Genomic DNA, 17,810 nt, shown 5'->3' on the forward strand with positions numbered 1-17,810 from the left:
TCATGCCGAGATGCCGTCGTCGGAACGCCGCCGGTCGGCCGCGCACTCTGGTGGTCGCCGGCCGGTCCGGAAAAGTTCCCGAGGTTCCCAGGTTCGGCTGATCTCGCGGATGTCCGAGGTGGCCGGAACCGGGGCCGCTCAGCGCGGGACGGGCTGGTCCGCGCTCTCACGTTCTCGCGGGACCACCGGGTCGGGCATGCTCCACGAGCGCCACAGCTTGCTGTACCCGCCCCCGGCCCTGAGCAGTTCGGCGTGCGTGCCGTGCTCGGCGACGCGCCCCTGGTCGAGGACGACGATGCGGTCCGCGGTGGCGGCCTGACTGAGTCGGTGGGCGACGATCAGCGTGGTACGGCCCTCGGTGGCCGCCACGGCGGCGCGGTCGAGGTCGCGTGCGCCAGCGCTGCCCGCCTCGGCGGTGGCCTCGTCGAGGACCGCCACTGCCGGGTCGGCGAGGATGAGGCGGGCCAGCGCGAGTTGCTGGGCCTGGGCCGAGGTGAGCTGCCGCCCACCCTCCCCCACCGCTGTGGCGAGGCCGTCCGGCAGGGTCCGCACCCACTCGGTGGCGCCGACGAGGTCGAGGGCGGCGGCGATCTCGGCGTCGGTGGCGTCCGGGTCGGCGAGGCGCAGGTCGTCGCCGAGCGGCCCGGCGAAGACGTGCACCTCCTGGCTGATCAGGGCGATCTCGCGGCGGAGGCGGTGCTCGTCGAGCTGTGTCAGCGGCACGCCGCGCAGGGTCGCCGCGCCGTCGGTGGGCGCGATGATGCCGGCGATGATGCCGGCGAGGGTGCTCTTGCCCGCGCCGCTCGCGCCGACCAGGGCGACGCGCTCCCCGGGGGCGAGACGCAGGGCGATGTCCCGCAGCACCACTGGCCCGTCGTCGTAGCGGTGCTGCCGGACGGTCACCTCCAGTGCCGCCGGTGCGCCCCGGTCGTGGCGGTTGGGCTCGGTGCCGGCGGGGGCCGCGGTGTCCGGCAGGGTGGTGACCCCGACGAGTCGGGCCAGGCTGGCCCCGGCCTGCAACACCGAGTCCGACTCGAACAGCAGCAGGCCGATGGGGTTGAAGAGGCGGTGGAAGTAGAGGGCGGCAGTGGTGGCGGCGCCGACGGTGGCCAGGTCACCGCGGACCAGCAGGAAGCCGGCGAGCAGCACGGCGGCGAGCCCCACGAACTCGGAGCGGTTGATGCGCAGCCCGAAGCGGGTGTAGAGACCGAAGATCTCCAGCGACAGGTCGCGGGCGACGCCGGAGCGCTCGGCGATCCGTGCGACGTGGGCGTCCTCCATCCGGTAGGCGCGCACCGTGGCCGCGCCCCGCAGCGCCTCGGCCGTCGCCTGCGCGCGCTCGCCCGTCGCCACCCGCTCGCGGGCGTAGTACGGCACCGAACGCTTGAGATACCAGCGCAGCGCCACCGCGTACGCCGGGGCGGCGACCAACCCGGCGATGCCGAGCCGCCAGTCGAGGGCGAAGAGCCCCGCAGCGGTCAGCACGACGGACAGCAGCGCGCCGAGGAAGGCGGGGCCGCTGGTGGCGATCACGTTCGTCACCACTGCCACGTCGTCGCCGGCGCGGGCCACCAGGTCCCCGGTCCCGGCTCGCTCCAGGGTGGCAGAGGGCAGGTGCAGGGCCCGGTCGAGGACCCGCTCCCGGAGTCGGGCCAGCACTGTCTCGCCGAGACGCGCGGCGACCGCCGCTCCGACTGCGGTGAGGAGCCCGGCGAGCACTGCCGCGCCCGCGATCACGGCGGCCCAGGCGATCACCCGGGGCGTGTCGGTCCCGGCGATGACGTCGTCGACGAGGCGTCCGAGGACCCAGGGGGCGACCAGCCCGGTGGCGGCGGCGGCGATGAGCAACGTGCCGGCGACGGCGCTGAGCCTCGGCAGGAGCGCCAGCTCGCCACGGAGGGCGGCCCAGGTCTGCCGGCCGGTGGCCGTCGGCAGCAGCTGTCGGGTGGTCGGCTCGGACGTCATCGCAGGGTTTCCTCCCGGTAGCGGGCGTCGCTGGCGAGCAACCGCTCGTGCGGACCCTCGACGACGACCCGTCCCCGGTCGATCACCGTGACCCGGTCGGTGATCCGCAGCAGCGCCGGGCTCGTAGTGATCAGCACCGTGCCACTGGTGCCCGCCCCGCGAGCCTCGGCCAGCCTGGTGGCGAGCAACCCCTCGGTCACCGCGTCGATCGCCGTGGTGGGGTTGTGCAGCACCAGCACCGGCGGGTCGGCGACCAGCGCCCTCGCCAGCCCGATCCGCTGCCGCTGCCCACCGGAGAGGTTCGCCCCGCGTTCGGTGAGCAGACGGTCGAATCCGTGCGGGTGCGCGGCGAGCACGTCCTCGGCTGCGGCAGCCCGCACTGCGGCACGCAGCACCTCGTCGTCGACGGAGGCCCCGGCGCTGAGGTTGGCGCGCAGCGTCCCCTCGAACAGCGCCACGTCATGCTGCTCGACCAGGACCACGGCGCGCGCGGCGTCGATGTGCAGCTCGTCGGCGGGCACGCCGTCGACGCGGACCGTACCCCGGTGATCCGCGCGGGGCACCCGACCGGCCAGCAGCGCGACCAGCGCCTCGGCCTCGCTCGGGTCGTAGGCGAGCACGCCAAGGATCTCACCGGCGCGGACGCGCAGGCTGACGTCGTCGAGGCCCGCGTACGAGACGCCGTCGAGGGCGAGCCGGAACGGAGTCGGGGTGGGCGGCCCGGCGTCGCCCGGTTGGACGACCGGCGCGGCGCCGAGGACCCGGGCGACCCGCCCCGCGGAGGCTCGGGCCATGGCGAACAACTGGACGCAGTACCCGAGCGTCTGCACCGGCTCGGCGATGAACTGGGCCAGCCCGACCACGGCGACGAGCTCGCCGATGGTGAGCCGGCCCTGTAGCGCGAGCCAACCGGCGAATCCGGCGACCGTCGCGAGGAACAGGCCGTTGACAGTGGTGGTGAGTCCGAGGTGCAGACCCTTGGTGGTGGCGGCACGCAGGGTGACGTCGAGCGCGTGACGGCTGGCTCCCGCGTACCGGCGGGCGGCGTGGTCCTGTGCGCCGATGCCGCGCAGCACGCGCAGGCCGCTGACGAGGTCGACGGCGAGGGCGGTCGTGGCGGCGAGCGCCTCCTGCTGCGACGTGCTGCGCCGGGTGAGCAGCGGCGCCATCCGCTGGAGGGCGACGACCAGCAGGGGTACGCCGATGAGCACCCCGAGGCCGAGCGGGATGTCGACGACGAGCAGCGCGACGGCCGCGACCACGATGGCGGTGAGCGCCGCGGCGGTGAGTCCCGCGACCCGTACGACGAGCGCGGACAGCTCGGCGTCGGAGGCCGTCACTGACAGCAGTTCGCCGTCACGCATGCCTGACCGGCGTCCACGCGGGTCGAGGGCGCTGCGGACGATCTCGACCCGGGTGGCGTGCGCCTCGTGTTCGACGGCGGCGAACGCCAGTCGCGCGCCGGCCCGGTAGGCGAAGGCGAGCACTGTGAACAGGGCGGCCAGGCCGGCCAGCGAGAGCAGCAGGGCGCTGACATCCCCGGTGGCCACCGCACTGTCGATGACCACGCCGATGGCCACCGGGACGAGGGCTTCGGTGGCCTGGTGGGTGCAGAGCAGCGCGATGCCGGCGGCCACCCTGGCGCGCTGCCGACGCAGCGCGCGACGGAGCACCACCCCACCGGTGGTCTCGGCGACTGTCATGCTCGGATCGATGAGGGCACGGCGACAGACTCCACTCACGCTTAGGGCAGGCTAACCTAACATGCCCCCGAAGTGGGATCGGACGCACGGTCCCGCTGCTCCCCCACCGGCACCGGAGCGGGCAGACCAAGACCCTTGACGGCCGCCGCGACCAGGGCTTCCGGGGTCAACGAGACATCGAGTACGAGCACCGACTCGTCCGGCTCGGCCGGCTCCAACGTGGCGAGCTGCGACTCCAGCAGACTGGCCGGCATGTAGTGCCCCTCGCGCCGGGCCAGTCGGGCTCGGATGACCTCCGCCGGCCCGTCCAGGTGCACGAAGTCCACCCGGAGCGGGCCCTGACGGAGCACGTCCCGGTACGACCGCTTCAACGCCGAGCAGGCCAGCACCGTCGAGCGGCCCTCCGCGCCGCGATCGGCGATCCACCCGGCGATGTCCCGCAGCCAGGGCCACCGGGTGGCGTCGTCCAGCGGTACGCCGGAGCGCATCCGCGCCACGTTCTGCGGGGAGTGGAACTCGTCCGCCTCGGCGAACGTCAGCCCGGTCGCCGCGCCGATCCCACGCGCCACAGTGGTCTTGCCGGCCCCGGAGACGCCCATCACCACGACGTGCCGGGTGGGCCGGGCGCCGCGCCGCTCACCAGTCATGGACCGTGCCGTCCTTGAGCCGGTTGAACGGCAGGTACGCCGGCTCGTACGGGAACCGGGCCGCCGCCTCCTCGTCGAGCTCCACCCCGAGCCCCGGCTGGTCGCCCGGGTGCAGGTAGCCGTCGGCGAAGGTGAACGACTGCCGGAACACCTCGTTGGCCAGCGGGGTGTGCTTCATGTACTCCTGGATCCCGAAGTTGTGGATGGCCAGGTCCAGGTGCAGGGCCGCGGCCATGCCCACCGGGGAGATGTCGGTGGGGCCGTGGATGCCGGACTTGATCTGGTACTGGGCGGCGAAGTCGAGCAGTTTGCGCATGGCGGTGATGCCGCCGGTGTGGGTGACAGCGGACCGGACGTAGTCGATCAGCTGCTCCCGGATCAGGGTCTGGTAGTCCCAGACCGTGTTGAAGACCTCACCGATCGCCAGCGGGGTGGTGGTGTGCTGGCGGACCAGCCGCAGCGCCTCCTGGTTCTCGGCCGGGGTGCAGTCCTCCAGCCAGAACAGGTCGTACGGTTCGAGGGCCTTGCCGAGCTTGGCGGCCTGGATCGGGGTCATCCGGTGGTGACCGTCGTGCAGCAGCGGCAGCTCCGGGCCGAACTCGCCACGCACCGCCTCGAAGACCGACGGCAGGTGGCGCAGGTACGCGCGGGTGTCCCAGTCCTCCTCGGCGGGCAGCGGGGTGCGCTGCGCGGGCTCGTAGTCGTAGCGCTGGCCGGTGGAACTGGGTTGCGCGGCCACGCCGTAGACCGCGTTGATCCCCGGCACCGAGGTCTGCACCCGGATCGACCGGAAGCCCTCGTCGAGGTGGCGGCGGATCGAGTCGAACAGCTCGGGGATGTCGCGCCCCGACGCGTGCCCGTACGCCATGATGCCGGTGCGCGACGCGCCGCCCAGCAGTTGGTACAGCGGCATGCCGGCGGCCTTCGCCAAGATGTCCCAGAGCGCGACGTCCACCGCCGCGATGGCCGCCATGGTGACCGGGCCCCGCCGCCAGTACGCCGACCGGTACAGGAACTGCCAGGTGTCCTCGATCCGGTGCGGGTCCCGCCCCATCAGCAGGGGGGCGACGTGGTCACGCAGGTACGAGGCGACGGAGAGCTCGCGGCCGTTGAGCGTGGCGTCGCCCAGGCCGGTGATGCCCTCATCAGTGGTGATCTTGAGGGTGACGAAGTTCCGGTCGGGGCTGGTCACGATGATGTCTGCTGCGACGATCTTCACGGGGTGCCTTTCGTTCTCGCCGGTCGGGGTCTCACCACTCCGCGTAGGAGCCATCGGGGTGCCGCCAGGTCGGGCTGCGCCAGGCGTGGCCGCGCTTGTCAGCGGTCCGCACGGCGTGTTCGTCGATCTCGATACCGAGACCGGGCGCGGTCAACCGCTGCACGTACCCGTCGACGAAGGTCAGCGGAGTCTGGTCGAGGCAGTAGTCGAGCACCTCGGCGCCCTGGTTGTAGTGGATGCCGATGCTCTGCTCCTGGATCAGGAAGTTGGGTGTGGCGAAGCCGACCTGGAGGCAGGCGGCGAGGGCGATCGGCCCGAGCGGGCAGTGCGGGGCGAGCTGCACGTCGTACAGCTCGGCCAACGTGGCGATCTTGCGAACCTCGGTGATGCCGCCGGCGTGCGCGAGGTCCGGCTGAGCCACGGCGATGCCGGCCTGTAGCACGGGCAGGAACTCCTGCCGGCTGTAGAGCCGCTCCCCCGTCGAGATGGGGGTGGTGGTGCAGCGGACGACCTCACCGATCAGGTGCGAGTTCTCCGGCACCACCGGTTCTTCCAGGAAGAACGGCCGGTACGGCTCCAGGAGCGGGGCGACCCGGCGGACGTTGGCGAGTGTGAACCGACCGTGGAAGTCGACAGCGACGTCGCGGTCGTCGCCGAGGACCTCGCGGGCGACGGCCACCCGCTGCACCACCGCGTCGAGGTCGGCAACCGAGGCGAGCGCGCCCATCCGCCCGGACGCGTTCATCTTCACAGCGGTCAGGCCCGCCTCGATCCGGGCGCTGATCTGGTCGCGGATCTCGGCGGGCTCGTCGCCACCGATCCAGCCGTAGACCCGGATCCGGTCCCGGACCGGCCCGCCGAGGAGTTGGTGCACGGGGGCGCCGTAGTGCTTACCGGCGATGTCCCAGAGCGCCTGGTCCAGACCGGACACCGCGCTGGCCAGGATCGGGCCGCCCCGGTAGAAGGACCCCTTGGTCAGCACCTGCCAGTGGTCCTCGATGCGCAGCGCGTCCCGTCCGGTGAGCAGCTCGCTGAGCTGGTGGACGGCCGTGCGCACGGTCTCGGAGCTGCCCTCGCAGGTCGCCTCGCCCCAGCCGACGATGCCGGACTGCGTCTCGATCCGGACGAACAGCCAGCGGGGCGCGACCAGGAACGTCTCCACCTTCGCGATCGTCGTCATGTCCCGGTCAGCCCTTCGTGGCACCGGCGGTGAGGCCGGAGACGACGTACTTCTGCACGAACAGGGCGATCAGCATGATCGGCAGGGTGACCACTGTCGCGGCGGCCATCAGGCCGCCCCAGTCGATGCTGGCGTAGCCGACGAAGTCGAAGATCGCGACGGGAAGTGTCTTGGTGTCCGAGCCCGAGAGCACCAGGGCGAACATGAAGTTGTTCCAGGAGAAGATGAAGGAGAGGATGCCGGCGGTCGCGACGCCGGGCACCGACAGCGGCAGTGTGATCCGTCGGAACGCGCCGATGTGGGTCAGCCCGTCGACCAGCGCGGCCTCCTCCAACTCGGCCGGCAGGCCGTCGAAGTACCCCATCATGATGTAGACGATCAGCGGCAGCGACACGAACATGTGGCTCAGGATCAGCACCGTGAATCCGCCGACCATCTTCAGGTTCGAGAAGACGTAGTACCAGGGCACCAGGAGCGAGACGCCGGGGATGACCCGGGCCATGAGCACGACGAGCGCGGACTTCTTCATGCTGAACCGGCTCATCGAGTATGCGGCGGGCACCCCCAGCACCAGCGAGAGCGTGGTGGCCGCGAACGCCACCCAGAGGCTGTTGCCGATGAACTCGAGGTAGTTCGCCTGCTGGAGAACCGTCTCGTAGTTCTTCAGGCTGGGCGAGAAGACGAACGCCTTGGCCGTGTCGTAGATGTCCACGTTGGTCTTGAACGACGCGGCGATCATCCACAGCAGGGGCGCCATCAGCGCGAACACCACGACGACGAGAGCCGAGTTGCGGAACGCCCGGTACGGCTTGCTCGGCTTCATCGGCCCAGCCCCTTCTTGCGATAGGTGAGGGCCCACATCACCCCGATGATGATCAGGAAGAAGATGATGAGGACTGTCGACGAGACGCCGTAGTCGTTGTAGTCGAAGCTGAGGCCGTACGCGTAGACGTTGAGGGTCTCGACCTCGTGGAAGGAACCTCCGCCGCGTCCCTTTGTGGCGTAGAGGATGTCGAACGTCTTCAGCGCGTCGATGCCGCGCAGCAGGATGGCGACGATCACCGTGGGCATCAGCAGCGGGAGGGTGACGTGCCGGAACCGCTGCCAGCTGCTGGCGCCGTCGATCCGGGCCGCCTCCTGGGGTTCGTCGGAGAGCGAGGTGAGCCCGGCGAGCAGGATCAGCACCACCATCGGGGTCCACTGCCAGATGTCGATGAACATCGTCGTCGGCAGGGCCGACTGCTGCCCGGCCAGCCAGGGTTGGGGGCCGATGCCGATCCAGCTGAGCAGTTGGTTCGCCATCCCGATGTTGGGGTCGAAGATCAGGCGCCACATCATGCCGACCGCCACCGGGGTGGCCACCAGCGGCAGCAGGATCGCGACGCGGACCCACTTCTCACCACGGAAGGGCCGCCACAGCAGCAGGGCGATCGCCATGCCGAGAACGACCTCGAAGAACAACACGACGCCGGTGAAGAGGACCGTACGCCAGACCGCCGGCCAGAACCGGTCGGTGTCGGTGAGCACGTCGAGGTAGTTCTGGAAACCGATGAACTCGGACTCGGCGCGTACCGAGCCCTCGGCGTCGGTCAGGCTCAGGTAGCCGGTCCACGCCACCGGAAAGATGATCAGCACGGCGACGAACGCCATGGCGGGTGCCGCGAAGAGCCACTTGCGGTGTTCGTTCGCCCACCGTGACAAGGCGGAGTCTTCCGGGGCCGCCGGAGGGGCCTCGGGCGTGTCGGTGCGGGGGGTGATGACGGCTGACATGAGGGGTCTCCGGGTTCGGGGGCCAGGTCCCGGCGGGGCGGCGGAGCACGTCGGCTCCGCCGCCCTGCGCGTTGGTTACTTCGCCTCGTCGTCGAGGAACTTCTGGAACGCCGCGTTCGCCGTGTCCGCCGAGCTGGCGGCGTCCTTGCCGGTGATCGCGTCGACGATCGGCTGGCCGACGATCTCCCGCGCCTGGGCCACCTTCACCACCAGCGGACGGTCGTGACCGACCCCGTTGGCGGTGCTGACCGTGTTGGCCTCGGCGAGGTCCTTCGGGTAGGAGGCGGTACCGGCCGGATTCGCCCAAACCGAGGTGCGGGCACCGGGTACGCCGGCCGTCTGCTGCGCCAGCGCCTGCTCCTTGCCGGCCGCCCACTGGATGAACTTCCAGGCGTTGTCCTTGTTCTCCGAGCTGTCGTTCACGCCGAGCGCCCAGGACGGGATGTTGTACGGCTTCGATCCGGCCGGACCGGCCGGGAACGCGGCGAAGCCGACGGAGTCGACGACCTTGGACTTGGTCGGGTCGGTGGCGTTCTTGTAGAGCGAGTTGGCCTCGGTGTAGAAGGCGGCCTTGCCCTGCGTGAAGATCGCCATCGCCTCCGACCAGCTCATGTCGGTGCTGATGTTCTCCGGGCCGTGGTCCCTGAGAAGACCGCCGTAGTAGGCGTACGCCTGCTTGGCCTGCTCGGTGTTGACAGTGGCCTTGCCGCTGGCGTCCACGAAGTCGCCGCCGAAGCTGAAGAGGAAGCTGGAGAACTGCGTGACCGCTGCGGCCTTACCGGTACGAGCGACGAAGCCGGCGACGCCCGGGTTGTCCGCCTCGATCTTGGCGGCCTGCGCCTTGAGCTCGTCGAGGGTCTTGGGCGGCGCTGTGAAGCCGGACTTCGTCAGCAGGTCCTTGCGGTAGTAGAGGACCTCCTGCTCGGTGATGATCGGCAGTCCGACGACCTTGTCCTCATAGGTCGTCGCCTGTAGCGGCCCGGCCTGGAAGTCACCGAACTCGAAGGCGCTGTCGGACTTGACCTTCTCGCTCAGGTCGGCGAGGTACTTGTTCTTGCCGAACAGCTTCCCCTCCTGAAGGGGCCGGTACATCATCACGTCGAGGTCGTCGGACCCGGCGTTCAGCTTGACGTTGTACTGGTCGGAGAGCTGGTCCTCACCGAGCTGGGTGACTTCGACAGTGAGCCCGGACTGCTTCTCGAACTCCGGCAGGGCCTTCCTGATGTTCTCTGTCCACACGTGGTTGACCAGTGTCACGCGGAGGGTCTTCGAGCCCTCGCCGCCGCCGTCGCCGCCACAGGCGGTCAGGCTCATGGCGGCGACCACAGCCAGAGAAGTGCCGATTATCGATCGACGTCGCACGCTTGTCTCTCCTTCTGTCGTGGCCGCCGCCCTTGTAAGAGCCGCTACCTCGGCGTTACATCCGCTTAACAACCGGATGCTAGGCCGAAAAAGCTGATTACCTCAAGAGGTAGATACAAATGATATGATCTTTGAGTGGAACCGTCCTCACCAGAGGTTGCAGCCGCTCCGACCCTCCCCGCCGAGTCCGGGCTGCACGCGCGCGTCCTCGACCACCTCGGCACCGCCATCTGCGGCGGCGAGCTGGCACCCGGATCGGTCCTCAACATCGACGAGCTGGTCGATCGGTACGCCGTGTCCCGCTCGGTCGTGCGCGAGGTGCTACGGGTGCTGGCCTCGATCGGATTCATCGAGGCGCGCCGACGGGTAGGTGTGATGATCCGACCGGCGAGCGCGTGGAACGTCTTCGACCCGCAGGTGATCCGTTGGCGTCTCGCCTCGGCCGGCCGGATGGCCCAGCTCCGCTCGATCACCGAGCTGCGCACCGCCGTCGAGCCGCACGCGGCCTACCTGGCGGCCAGCCGGATCGGCCGGGACGAGGCCAGCGATCTCGTCGGGCTGGCGGCGAAGATGTGGGCCGCCGGCGAGGCCGGCGACGAGGAGCGCTTCCTGCACCTCGACATCGAGTTTCACCGGCTCGTCCTGCTCGCCTCCGGCAACGAGATGTTCGTCCGGCTCCAGGAGCTGGTGGCGGAGGTGCTCACCGGCCGGCACAAGCACCACCTCATGCCGCACCACCCGCATGAGCAGGCCCTCCAGATGCACGCCGACGTCGCCCAGGCGATCCAGCGACGCGACGGGGAGCGTGCCCGGCAGGCGATGGTGCGGCTGATGGAGCAGGCCTTCGACGAGATGAAGTCGCTGTGGGAACAGACCGGCGCACCCGACCGCGAGGCGACCACTCGCTGACCAGGCGCCCCTATGATCGACTCGGCTATCCGGAAGTCGCGGTATCGGAGCACCCCGGACACCCCGACATCAGTGAAGCCGAGTCGATCACGCAGCCCGAGCCCACTGGATACGCCTCAGCGGACCACGCCGATGCCCGTGAACGACCTGTCGTACTCGGTGAACGACCGGTTGGTGTACGGCGCGTAGATCCAGGTGCGCAGCGAGTTGGCGGCGGTGTCGACCTCGACCAGACGTACCGGGTTGGTGCTGTTGGAGTGGAACGTCTGGAGGAACGAATAGACCTTGTTCCCGTTGACTCCGGTGTCGACCCGGTTGGCGGCGATACCGGTGTGACCGGAGAAGACGAACCGGATGTTGGCGTACTGCTTGACCAGGTTGTCGAAGAGGTACTGCGGGCTCGTCGCGCCGTACCCGGCGCTCTGCTCGATGGCGCCGTTGCCGTCGATGTAGTCGTGGGTGACCACGATGACGTTGTGCCGGGGGTTGGTGGCGACGACGCTCCTGGCCCAGTTCACGGCCGCGACCCGGGGCCAGAGTTCCAGGGTCAGCACCATCCACTGCACGCCACCGGCAGTGAAGGTCGAATACGAGTTGTCGACCTTGCCGGCCTCGAACTGCCCCCGGACCGCGCGGTACTGGCCGACTGTGAAGTACTGGTTGAACACGCCGGTGTCGCGGATGAGTTCGCGGGTGCGGGCGGGGTCGCGGGCCGACCCGCCGACGCCGGTCGCCTGGGTGTCGTGGTTGCCGAGCGCCAGCGCGTACGGGATGGCCGCGTTCTCGATCGGTCGCATCGCGTTACGGGCGATGACGTACTGCGCGTGGTCCGGGGTGTCCCAGTTGACCACGTCGCCGGAGGAGGTCACGAAGCGCAGGTCCAGCGCGGACCGGTTCTGCACCAACCAGTTCGTGCGGTTGAGGAACCGGGTGTCCGAGCTGTTGAGCACCTCCTGCTGGGTGTCCGGCAGGACGGCGAAGCTGAACTTCGGGTCGGTGGTGCCCGCGGTCTCCATCAGCGCGTACGCGACATGAACGTTGCGGTCGCAGGAGTCGGCCCTGAAGTCGTTGACGAACTGGATCCGCACTGTGTGCTGACCGCCGCCGACCGCCGTGCCGACCGGATAGGTGCCGTAGCTGGTCGCGCTGACGATTGTGGTCTGGCCGACGTTGACGCCGTCGACAGTCACCCGGACGGTCGGCCAGCCCTGGCAGTTGTCGCCGATGGCCCCGATCAGCACTCGACCGGAGCCACTGATGCTGGTGCTGGCGTAGCTGGAGTTGCCCCAGAGCGAGGCGTGCGTGCCGGACGCGGGCACCGGGGTGCCGGTCGCCGTACGGATCGCACCCTCCACGACGGTGAACGGGGAGGGCTCGGCGGCGCTCGCCGTGCTGCCGGCGAACACACCCCCCGCGATGACGACCACTGTCGCCACTGCCATCGCGACGATCGTGGACCCTGATCTCCTGATTCGCACCGCTGATCCTCCCTTGACGGCGTACGCCCAGAAGCTGGGCATTCCTAGCCTAGGAGGAATCGGGACGACACATGTGAATACATCACGACCATCCTGCGTACCCGGGTTGTACTCTCCGAGCCGACAGTGCGGACGAGAAGCGCACCACCATCGTCACCGGGCGGGCGGCCACCGGAGTGACCGCCCACCCGCGCAACGGAGACTGTCAGCGTCAATTGGTCCGGGTGCGGAGACTCCGGGTCAGGACGGGGATCATCACCGCCGCGGCGACGAGGTGCAGCCCGAGCAGAGCGGTGATGGTGGCCGCGTTCGCCCCCGAGATGAGGGCCGGGACCAGCGAGAGCGCGCTCAGCGCCACGGCCGTCCAGACGAACCGGTCGGCGGGCCGAGCGCTCCACCGGAGCAGAGCCACGGCGATGACGACGCCCACTACCGAGAAGAAGCCGGTCACCACGGTGAACCCGGACAACGGAATCGTCTCGCCGCCATCGGGGATCTCGAAGTCGACGCCGGCGGCCCGGGCCAGCGCGGCGGCGACGGTGGTGGTCACCATCGCCGCGAGCGTGGCAAACACGCCGGTGCCGATGAGCCCGCGGAATCGGTGGGGGAAGCTGGGGCGGCCCGTTGTCGGGCCGGCGACGGTCTCGGTGTCCTTCGTGCTGTTCACGTCGTCTCCCTCATGATGAGGCTGGCGTACAGGATGTGTTGACTGGCGTGTGACGGCCCCGGGCGTGAAGACACGCACCCTCGCCGTGCGGCGGCCGGGGTTGCGCAGCGCGCGGACGCCGGTGCCACGCAGCCAGAACCCGGCATCGCGGCCGAGGACCGGCCCGGGTTCGCCGTCGCGCAACTCCAGCTGCACCCGCCCACTGGTGACGACGCCGAACGCGTCGTACCACTCCGCCGTGACTACCGCGGCACGCGCGCCACGGCGCAGCGTGAGCGTCCACACGGGACTACTCCGTGCCGTCCGCCAGCAGGCGGTCCGGCAACCCGAGCCGTGGGAACTGGTCGTCGTGGAACGTGACGATCTCGGTGATCGCGCCGCCGGTGATGCGCAGGACGTCGATCGTCAACGGCAGGTACGCGCCGTCCTGCTTGCGCCAGTGGTAGAAGGCGACGGCGGGCTGGCGGTTCACCGAGGTGGGGACCGCGCGCAGGCCCGTCATGCCATCGAAGCCATCCTCGACCCAGTTGTTCACCACCGCGTCGCGGCCGACGTACAGGCCCGGCGTGGGCGGCATCGAGCAGCGGACGTCGTCGCGCAGCATGGTGGCGAGCGCGTCGATGTTCGTGGTCACGCTGGCGTCGGTGAAGCGGCGCACCAGCTCGCGTGTGCCGGCGTCCTCCTCGCCACCGGTCCAGTCCTGCCGCTCCGCGGGCAGGTGCTCCCGCATGCCGGCGCGAGCCCGCTGCAGGGCGCTGTTGACCGAGTTGACCGAGTCTCCGAGCAGCTCCGCGACGTCCTTGGCCGGCCAGCCGAGCACGTCGCGCAGGATCAGCACGGCCCGCGGACGCGGCGCGAGGTGCTGCACCGCTACCAGGTACGCCAGCTCGATCGTCTCCCGCGCGACGGCGACGGTCTCCGGCTCGTCCGCGTCGGCTGCGGGCAGCTCGTCGAGCAGCCGGTCCGGGTAGGGCTGCAACCACAGCACCTCACCGCCGGTCGCCGGTTCCGGGCGGCGCTTGGCGAGCAGGTCCAGGCAGGCGTTGGTGGCGATCCGGTACAGCCAGGCCCGGAACGTCGACCGCCCCTCGAACGTCTCCCGTCGCCGCCAGGCTCGCAGGAACGTCTCCTGCACTGTGTCCTCGGCGTCCTCGAACGACCCGAGCATCCGGTAGCAGTGCACGTGCAGTTCCCGCCGGTGCCGCTGCGCCAGCCCCACGAACGCCGGCTCGTCGACCTCGCCCAGACCGCTCACGCCCAGCTCCTCCAGCCGCGTGTCCGCACTCATCACGTCATCCTTTCGCCTCGTCATGTCCTGTCGTAGGTATGACGGGCGCGGACGCGACAACTCATCACCCGGGTCTGATCGGGATGGTGAGTATCTGCGAGTCATGACGCTCGCTGGCGCATCCGCCGCTCGCAGCGGCGGCGCGGCGGCGCGGCGGGGCGGCGGCGCGGCGGGGCGGCGGGGCGGCGGCGCGGCGGGGCGGCGGGGCGGCGGGGCGGCGGGGCGGTCCTACCGGGCGGTGCCGCCACCCGATCGGCCCGCACCAGAGGAGGGCCGGTGCGCGATGCGGGGTGCCCGCACGGCGGAGGCGTTGCCCGACCCCGGGCGGTAGTCCCGTGCCGCGCTGGCCACCATCTCGTCGGCGTCGCGAGCGAGCGCCTGCCGGATGTGCGGCGGAACGACCTCGGAGGTCGCCATCGCCAGTCGGACCTGCACGGCACGGTCGTCGACCAGGCGGGCGAGGTCCGCCTCGCTCAGCTCGACGGCCCGCACCAGCGCGGCGCGGACGTCGACCACCGGGTCCGCGGCGAGCGCGCTGCGCTGCTCGGCGGTGGTGCGCGGGTTGCGGGCAACCCCCTTGCGTACGCGTGCGGTGCGATCGGCCAGCAGGGCGTTGATCACGTCGGGGTCGTGGGTGTGCGTGGCGAGTCGTTCCCGTACCTCGGGTGACACGTCGCCGATCAGCTTGGCGGCCAGCTCCGGCTCCAGGTCACGACTCTCCGCGAGGAGACCGCGAAGCTCCTTGTCCGAAGTCTGCGACATGACCTGGCGGATCGACTCGTCGCAGGCCGGGTTGCCGGCGACCGCCCAGCGGACCCACCGGTCGGCGTCCTTGACCAGGCGCATGAGGTTGGCGATCGAGGTGGAGGGGTTCCTCGCCACGGCCTCCCGGACCTGACGATCATGGTCGCGGGTAAGCGGTCGGAGGGCCTGCGCGGGTGCGTCGGCCCGAGAGGCGACCGCCTTGCGGACCAGGACCGACGGATCGGACGCCAGGTCGATAAGGGTCATTTGTGGCGTTGTGGGGTCCTGCGCGAGGGCGAGCCGAGCGTCAGCGCTGCCACCGATCGGACGGTGGGCGGTGGTGCCGGACCCGCTGTGACTGTCGGCTGCGCCGACGTCCTGCTGTTTCCCCATCCCGCAATCATGTCACGCGCCCGGTTCGGCAGTGCCGGCCACGGGCGGGACCCGGGCGGGCAGGCGCAGGCCGGACATGCCGCCGTCCACCGGCAGCGACGAACCGGTCACCGACCCGGTCGCGGGCGAGGCGAGGTAGACGACGGCGGCAGCAACCTCGTCGGCTGTCACCAGGCGGCCGGTCGGTTGCCGGGACGCCAGTTGCCGCTTCTCGGCCGTCGGGTCGGGCGCGCCTGCGAGCAGGCGGGCCACCCAGGGAGTGTCCACGGTGCCGGGGGCCACACAGTTGACCCGGACGCCCTCCGTCACCAGGTCGGCGGCCATGGCGAGGGTGAGGGCGTGCACAGCGCCCTTCGACGCCGAGTACAGGGCGCGTCGGGGCAGGCCGACGGTCGCCGCGATCGAGGAGATGTTGACGATCGCCGCGGACGACGACCGACGCAGGTACGGCAGGGCGACGGCGCTGGTTCGGGCCACGCCGGAGACGTTGACGTCGAGCACCCGGCTCCACTGCTCGTCGTCGTCCTCCTCCACAGTGCCCACGGCCGAGATGCCGGCGTTGTTCACCAGGATGTCGATGCCGCCGAACGCCTCCGCGACCGAGGCGACGGCCGCGCTGAGGGAGGACCGGTCAGCCACGTCCGCCCGGACGCCGATGACGCCGGGATCCTCCAGCAGACCGGACAGCTCCAGGTCCAGGACACCCACCCGGGCACCGGCGGCGACGAACGCCCGCACGCAGGCAAGGCCGATCCCCGATCCACCTCCGGTCACCACCGCCACGAGACCGTCGCACCGCATCAGGCGTCCCGGAGCGTGTTGCGCTGCCGACCGAGGCCGTCGATCTCGACCTCCATCACATCGCCGGCGGCCAGATACGGAAAGCGTCCGGAGAGTGCCACTCCCTGCGGGGTGCCCGTGTTGATGACGTCGCCCGGATCCAGGACCGTGTACTGGGACAGGTGCCAGACCAGGTGCGCCACGTCGAAGATCATGTCCTTGGTGCTGGAGTCCTGGCGGGGCTCGCCGTTGACCCAGGAGCGCAGCCGCAGCGCCTGCGGGTCGCCGATCTCGTCGGCGGTGACCAGCCACGGGCCGAGCGGCTGGAACGTCTCACAGGACTTGCCCTTCGACCACTGGCCGCCGGAGACCGCGAGCTGGAAGTCCCGCTCGGAGACGTCGTTGGACAGCACGTACCCGGCGATGTGCCCGAGGGCGTCGGCCGGTGAGGCGAGGTAGCGGGCCGATCGGCCGATCACCACCGCCAGCTCCACCTCCCAGTCGGTCTTCGTCGAGCCGCGCGGGATCAGAACCTCGTCGTACGGGCCGACGACGGTGTTGGGCGCCTTGTAGAAGATGATCGGGTCGGTCGGTGGGGCGGCACCGGACTCGGCGGCGTGCGCGGCGTAGTTCTGCCCCACGCAGAGCACCACCCCCGGCCGGGCGATCGGCGCGCCGACCCGCTGACCGGTGACGTCGATCTCGGGCAGGTCGGTGGCCTCGCGGGCCCGCCGGACGCCGTCGCCGGCAAGGAACTCGCCGTCGATGTCGACGGTGAGCGACGAGAGGTCGAAGTGCCGCCCGTCGACGTACAGCACGGGGCGTTCCCGCCCCACGGGCCCGACGCGCATGAATCTCACGAACCGACCTCCAGCGCATGGGTCGCAGAGGACCCAATTTCCTATAGGATGTTGTTTGGCTCGTGTGTACTCGCTCACACCGGCACAGTCAAGGGCTTGCTGAGGAGACGAGATGGCCCAGCAGGAACCTCGCGAGGGTCGACTTCGTCCCGCCCGGCGACTCACCCTCACCGAGGACGTCTACGAGTCGATAAAGACGCTGGTCATGGACCACATCCTTCCCCCCGGCGAGCGGGTCAACATCGACGCGCTGGCCCGGGAGCTGGACGTCTCCCCCACCCCGGTCCGCGAGGCCCTCGCCCGGCTGGAGGCCGACGGCCTGGTCCGGAAACGCCCGCTCTCCGGCTACACCACCACGCCGCTGCTGAGCCGCACCGAGTTCGACGACCTGTTCGACGTGCGCCAACTGCTGGAGGGCGCCACCGCCGGACGGGCCGCCACCCATGCCTCCGCCGAGGCCCGCCAACGGATCAGTGCCGAGGCGGCGGCGAGCATCGACGTGGAGGCCGGCGACGGCTATCGCCGGCACGCCGCGTTCACCGCGCTGGACGCGAGGTTCCACGACCTGATCGCCGAGGTCTCCGGCAGCCCGCTGCTGCGCGACAGCATCACGCGGCTGCACTCACACCTGCACCTGCACCGGCTGTACTTCCCGGTCGCCGGCGCGGCGGACACCAACACCGAGCACCAGCGCATCGCCGCCGCCATCGTCGCCGGTGACGCGGCAGCCGCCACCGGGGCGATGCGCTCCCACCTCAGCGCCGCCCGGGAGCGTCACCTGCCCGCCTTCGACCAGCTCCCCGTCCCCGCGACACCGCGCGACTCGGCGTGACCCACCCCCACCC

At 70.6% G+C, this 17,810-nt stretch carries 16 protein-coding genes; 2 read left to right on the forward strand and 14 right to left on the reverse strand.

Annotated elements, in window-relative coordinates; all coding sequences use genetic code 11:
* Positions 1–138: 138 nt before the first annotated feature.
* From AB0K35_RS02005 to AB0K35_RS02040, 8 genes are all read right to left on the reverse strand, one after another.
* Positions 139–1,965: an ABC transporter ATP-binding protein gene (locus tag AB0K35_RS02005; protein WP_363883060.1), complete on the reverse strand. Its 1,827-nt coding sequence runs from the start codon at positions 1,963–1,965 to the stop codon at positions 139–141.
* The gene (locus AB0K35_RS02010; RefSeq protein ID WP_363883063.1) at positions 1,962–3,707 is read right to left on the reverse strand and encodes an ABC transporter ATP-binding protein; all 1,746 of its coding nucleotides are present in this window, start codon (positions 3,705–3,707) and stop codon (positions 1,962–1,964) included. The genes AB0K35_RS02005 and AB0K35_RS02010 overlap by 4 nt, the downstream gene beginning before the upstream one ends.
* 17 nt (positions 3,708–3,724) lie before the next feature.
* Positions 3,725–4,315 carry a gluconokinase gene (locus AB0K35_RS02015; RefSeq protein ID WP_238667712.1) on the reverse strand — a complete coding sequence of 197 codons (591 nt, stop codon included), beginning with the start codon at positions 4,313–4,315 and terminating at the stop codon, positions 3,725–3,727.
* Positions 4,305–5,534 (reverse strand): D-mannonate dehydratase ManD, encoded by a 1,230-nt coding sequence (manD, locus tag AB0K35_RS02020; RefSeq protein ID WP_363883066.1) that lies wholly within the window; start codon positions 5,532–5,534, stop codon positions 4,305–4,307. The genes AB0K35_RS02015 and manD overlap by 11 nt, the downstream gene beginning before the upstream one ends.
* A gap of 31 nt (positions 5,535–5,565) precedes the next feature.
* Positions 5,566–6,714 (reverse strand): galactonate dehydratase, encoded by a 1,149-nt coding sequence (dgoD, locus tag AB0K35_RS02025; RefSeq protein ID WP_238667714.1) that lies wholly within the window; start codon positions 6,712–6,714, stop codon positions 5,566–5,568.
* A 7-nt stretch (positions 6,715–6,721) separates the two neighbouring features.
* Positions 6,722–7,537 (reverse strand): carbohydrate ABC transporter permease, encoded by an 816-nt coding sequence (locus AB0K35_RS02030; protein ID WP_238667715.1) that lies wholly within the window; start codon positions 7,535–7,537, stop codon positions 6,722–6,724.
* On the reverse strand, positions 7,534–8,484 hold the full coding sequence (locus tag AB0K35_RS02035; protein WP_363883071.1) for a sugar ABC transporter permease: 951 nt from the start codon (positions 8,482–8,484) through the stop codon (positions 7,534–7,536). Before AB0K35_RS02035 ends, AB0K35_RS02030 begins: the two co-directional genes overlap by 4 nt.
* 75 nt (positions 8,485–8,559) lie before the next feature.
* Entirely contained in the window at positions 8,560–9,798 is a 1,239-nt protein-coding gene (locus AB0K35_RS02040) for a sugar ABC transporter substrate-binding protein (protein WP_363883073.1), read from the reverse strand.
* Positions 9,799–9,981: 183 nt separating this feature from the next.
* Between AB0K35_RS02040 and AB0K35_RS02045 the strand changes: the two genes are divergently transcribed.
* Positions 9,982–10,755, forward strand: coding sequence for an FCD domain-containing protein (locus tag AB0K35_RS02045; RefSeq protein ID WP_238667718.1), 774 nt, complete (start codon positions 9,982–9,984; stop codon positions 10,753–10,755).
* A 116-nt stretch (positions 10,756–10,871) separates the two neighbouring features.
* On the opposite strand, the gene AB0K35_RS02050 is transcribed toward AB0K35_RS02045, so the two are convergent.
* The 6 genes from AB0K35_RS02050 to AB0K35_RS02075 form a co-directional block, all read right to left on the reverse strand.
* A complete protein-coding gene (locus AB0K35_RS02050) occupies positions 10,872–12,197 on the reverse strand; it encodes a carbohydrate-binding domain-containing protein (RefSeq protein ID WP_363883076.1) in 1,326 nt (441 codons plus the stop codon).
* A 247-nt stretch (positions 12,198–12,444) separates the two neighbouring features.
* Positions 12,445–13,185, reverse strand: coding sequence for a DUF6069 family protein (locus tag AB0K35_RS02055; protein ID WP_238667720.1), 741 nt, complete (start codon positions 13,183–13,185; stop codon positions 12,445–12,447).
* A 4-nt stretch (positions 13,186–13,189) separates the two neighbouring features.
* Entirely contained in the window at positions 13,190–14,188 is a 999-nt protein-coding gene (locus AB0K35_RS02060; protein ID WP_363883079.1) for an RNA polymerase subunit sigma-70, read from the reverse strand.
* Between the two features lie 228 nt (positions 14,189–14,416).
* Positions 14,417–15,325, reverse strand: a complete 909-nt coding sequence (locus AB0K35_RS02065) for a hypothetical protein (protein WP_363883082.1) — start codon at positions 15,323–15,325, stop codon at positions 14,417–14,419.
* A 12-nt stretch (positions 15,326–15,337) separates the two neighbouring features.
* The gene (locus tag AB0K35_RS02070; protein WP_308193430.1) at positions 15,338–16,099 is read right to left on the reverse strand and encodes an SDR family oxidoreductase; all 762 of its coding nucleotides are present in this window, start codon (positions 16,097–16,099) and stop codon (positions 15,338–15,340) included.
* A 26-nt stretch (positions 16,100–16,125) separates the two neighbouring features.
* Complete coding sequence (locus AB0K35_RS02075) at positions 16,126–16,965, reverse strand: fumarylacetoacetate hydrolase family protein (RefSeq protein ID WP_238667724.1); 840 nt, start codon at positions 16,963–16,965, stop codon at positions 16,126–16,128.
* A gap of 112 nt (positions 16,966–17,077) precedes the next feature.
* On the opposite strand from AB0K35_RS02075, the gene AB0K35_RS02080 reads away from it, so the two are divergent.
* Positions 17,078–17,797 carry a GntR family transcriptional regulator gene (locus tag AB0K35_RS02080; RefSeq protein WP_238667725.1) on the forward strand — a complete coding sequence of 240 codons (720 nt, stop codon included), beginning with the start codon at positions 17,078–17,080 and terminating at the stop codon, positions 17,795–17,797.
* Positions 17,798–17,810: the final 13 nt, after the last annotated feature.

The organism is Micromonospora sp. NPDC053740, assembly GCF_040677775.1.
GTDB classification, from domain to species: domain Bacteria; phylum Actinomycetota; class Actinomycetes; order Mycobacteriales; family Micromonosporaceae; genus Micromonospora; species Micromonospora alfalfae.